3 protein-coding genes are annotated in these 3,649 nt (G+C 29.2%); 1 reads left to right on the top strand and 2 read right to left on the bottom strand.

Annotated elements, in window-relative coordinates; all coding sequences use genetic code 11:
* Positions 1 to 471: 471 nt before the first annotated feature.
* Complete coding sequence (murG, locus tag QM536_09600) at positions 472 to 1,575, bottom strand: undecaprenyldiphospho-muramoylpentapeptide beta-N-acetylglucosaminyltransferase (GenBank protein MDI9357264.1); 1,104 nt, start codon at positions 1,573 to 1,575, stop codon at positions 472 to 474.
* Positions 1,576 to 1,692: 117 nt separating this feature from the next.
* Here murG and QM536_09595 point away from each other — a divergent pair, with 117 nt between their 5' ends.
* On the top strand, positions 1,693 to 2,271 hold the full coding sequence (locus QM536_09595; protein ID MDI9357263.1) for an AAA family ATPase: 579 nt from the start codon (positions 1,693 to 1,695) through the stop codon (positions 2,269 to 2,271).
* Between the two features lie 5 nt (positions 2,272 to 2,276).
* Here QM536_09595 and QM536_09590 read toward each other — a convergent pair whose 3' ends face one another.
* A complete protein-coding gene (locus QM536_09590; protein ID MDI9357262.1) occupies positions 2,277 to 3,164 on the bottom strand; it encodes a hypothetical protein in 888 nt (295 codons plus the stop codon).
* Between the last annotated feature and the right edge of the window lie 485 nt (positions 3,165 to 3,649).

Genomic DNA, 3,649 nt, shown 5'->3' with positions numbered 1-3,649 from the left:
ATTTCTAAATATCTCAAAATCCAACACCTTGCTTATTTTTTCTAATGGATTTTCTAAATGAGATACATCTTGTTGAATAAACTTCCCATTTCTACCTGTTTTTTTGTAACTTTCATTGCTTATACTCTACATTTTTTATTACATTTGCAATAATATGTATTTTTTTGTTAAAAAGTACATATATATATATGATTTTCAAATATTTAATTTTTAGAACTCCCCTATAATTTGCAATAATATGTATTTTTTTGTTAAAAAGTACATATATTTATATGATTTTCAAATATTTAATTTTTAGATCTCCCCTATATTTGCAATAATATATATATTTGCAATAATATGTATTTTTTTGTTAAAAAGTATATATATTTATATGATTTTCAAATATTTAATTTTTAGATCTCCCTTAAAAGAGAAGAAAGCAGTTATGAGATGTTCTCTTTTTATGTATTCTATAAAAACATAAGGGATTTAGAGAAGCTTCATCATTTCTGCTACTATTTTTTCTGTAGCATTTGTTTTTGCAAAAAGTTTTATATTCTGTGAAAGGGTATTTTTAAGATCCTCGTCGCTCAAGAGATTGAGTAAGAGATTAAGTAGTTTTTCATTTACTTCATTATCTTTTACAAGAAGTGCGGCATTGTTCTGTTTCAAAATGAGAGCATTTTTCGTTTGATGGTCTTCTGCCACATGTGGCGAAGGAATAAAGATAACGGGCTTCCCCACCATACAAAGCTCGGAAATAGAAAGGGCACCCGCTCTACTTATAATAATATCTGCCACAGAATATACTTCATCCATATTGTTTATAAATTCTTGTATGATAAGACCTTTATTTGGGGTATGGTTGAATTTGTTTTGGATGTCTGTATAATACATTTTTCCTGTTTGCCATATAATTTGTATGCTTTTTTGTAAAATAGATTCTGCATTGGATACAAAAAAGTCATTGATAGTTTTAGCACCTAAGCTTCCTCCAATGGCTAAAATGATTGGGTAGTGGGATGAAAGATTCATTTTTTCTAAAAAGATGTTTTTTTTGTCCGTATTGATGTGAATATTGTCTCTGATGGGATTTCCTGTGACAACTATTTTTTTATGAGGAAAATATTTTTCCATTCCATTATACGCTACACAAATGGTATTTACAAAATTTGCTAGTATCTTATTGGTAATCCCGGGGAATGAGTTTTGTTCTTGTATCAGGGTAGGGATATTTTTAATCGCAGCTGAAAAAACCATTACCCCACTGGCATATCCACCGACTCCAATAACTATATCGGGGTTATTTTTTTGTAAGATTTGAAAGCATATGTATATATTTTTTATTATTTTAAAAGGGAGTGTGAGATTAGACAAGTGAAATTTTCTTTTTATTCCTACTATATCTAATCCGATGATGGAGAATCCGGATTCTGGTATTTTTTGCATTTCCATTCTTCCCAATGCTCCTATAAAAAGTATTTCTGCTGTCGGGTAAAGGTCTTTTATTTTTTTTGCAATAGCTATTCCTGGATAAATATGTCCTCCCGTCCCTCCTCCTGATATGATAACTTTTTGTATTATTTTATTCATTTTTTTAGTTTAATTTTTAGTAAAAAGAGAGTTCTGTCAAGTTACATTATTTTTTTTCTATATTCTAAAAAAGGAGATAAGATCGCTTTCAAATTATACAAAGAATGTTTTTTTAGTATGTTAAGAAATAAAATAAGTATTACGGGAGAGATAGGAAGTGGAAAAACAACTGTAGCGATAGCATTATCAAAAAAAATGGATATGGAATACTTTTCTACAGGTAATTTTCAGCGAGAACTTGCAAAGCAGTACGGGGTCAATACTCTTGAGCTCAATTATATTGCCAATAAGGACACAAAAATAGATGCCACTATTGATGGGAAACTCATAGAAATTAATAAACAGGATTTACCTTATGTTTTAGATTCTAGACTTGCCTGGCATTTTGTTCCAAATTCTTTTAAAGTATATCTGCAAGTAGAACCTGAAATTGCGGCTACTCGTATATTAGGAGATTTTATGCGAACATCTGACCCTCATCAAAAAAATAAAGAAGAAATTATAGTAAATATAAACGAGAGAAGAAGAGTAGAAGACGAAAGATTTCAAAAAGTATACCATGTCCATTGCCATGATTATAATAACTATGATTTAGTTATAAATACGGGTGAAATGAGTGTTTCTGAAATAACCGATACTATAGTTGATTCTTACAATCTCTGGAAAGAAGGTATATATGAGAAAAATTATTCTTGACTACTTTAGAAATAATCTCCCCCTTTAGAATCTACCGCCCACATACTTTCAAACAAGAGAATATTATTATTTTTAAACAGACGAAAATGTTCTTTAATTTTTGTTTGATTTCCATTTATTTTTCGGATAAAAAATGAATACTGATAGTATTCAGTAAAAGATAAGTATTCAAAAGTTCCTGTTCCGTAATTATAATAATTAAATGGATCTACAAAAACACTTTTATCTGTTAATACAAAAAAGTAATAATAATTCCCTGGTGATATATTTACAGAATCCAACCCAAGTGATGAAAAAGGTGCATAGAGTGTTTTTACAGTACTTTCAAAATTACTAATACTCTTGCGGGAGATGAGTTGTCCCCATATAATTTTTTCAGGTATTCTTCTGAGAATGGGATTAGGAAAAGCCATACCTATACCTTTATTCATCAATATGGTATAGGTAGTATCCGTCACTTCTATTACTCCTGTTTGAGCTTCCTTGTCTCCTATTTGTATACTTAAAAAATAACTATTACCTGATTGTAATTGTGATACATTTACATTATAATAAGGATAAGAACCAATAGACCCTGATGGGCAAGATTGTGTTTTTTTTATGACGTTGAGTTTTATTTGTACTTTTTTTTCTGCTTCTGCAAAAAGATACTCTCCTTCTATGACATTACCTTCACAATCTTTTGGGTCTGAAGCAACAAAAGTTATAATATAATCTTTTGCTCTGTATGTTTCTTGAGTTTCTGTATCCACGAAAGTAGTATCTAAATTTTCTCTTTGGATTACATGGATAGTACTTTCAATGGGAAATACTGTTTGCTCTTCTGTTTTACAAGAGTTAAAAAATAATATAGCCCCCGCACAAATAATAAAATAGATTGTATATATTTTCATTTTCTAAAGGTAAGATATGAAGTGCCTGAAAGAACACCCTTAATTGTTAGTTTTTAATCATTTTTTTTCGTGGTAAAAGAAACGGTCCAAAAAGTCATTTTTTTTACAAATATATTAAATTTTAACGCTACTAATAGTCAACCATTTACAAAATTACAAGCGTATCAAAAAGAACTTCTCGGGGTGGGATCAATATTGCAGGTATTTAGCGTCTACTTTTTAGGTATTTCAATCTCACCAATAGGCAATGTATATAAACTACATTGTTACTCAAATCTTTGCCATACACATTCTATTTTGTAGTGAATAATTAATGTTTTTATCTATCCTATAGAAAAAACACAATATATTCACTCATTAACTCACATTACGCAAAAGCAAAAATATAATAAAAATTTATACCTTTAACATTTGAGTCCACTCCGAAAGATCAATTTGATAAGTTTATAACTTTGTAAAATTTGATTATCAATAGTTTTGAAACT

Source organism: Chitinophagaceae bacterium (assembly GCA_030053935.1).
Lineage (GTDB): Bacteria > Bacteroidota > Bacteroidia > Cytophagales > JASGCU01 > JASGCU01.
This window is presented reverse-complemented; position numbering and strand designations above follow the sequence as displayed.

Excerpts from the sequence above, each read along its gene's own strand:
- QM536_09590 (MDI9357262.1), bottom strand. The coding sequence starts at position 3,164 with ATGAAAATATATACAATCTATTTTATTATTTGTGCGGGGGCTATATTA.
- QM536_09595 (MDI9357263.1), top strand. The coding sequence starts at position 1,693 with ATGTTAAGAAATAAAATAAGTATTACGGGAGAGATAGGAAGTGGAAAA.
- murG (MDI9357264.1), bottom strand. The coding sequence starts at position 1,575 with ATGAATAAAATAATACAAAAAGTTATCATATCAGGAGGAGGGACGGGA.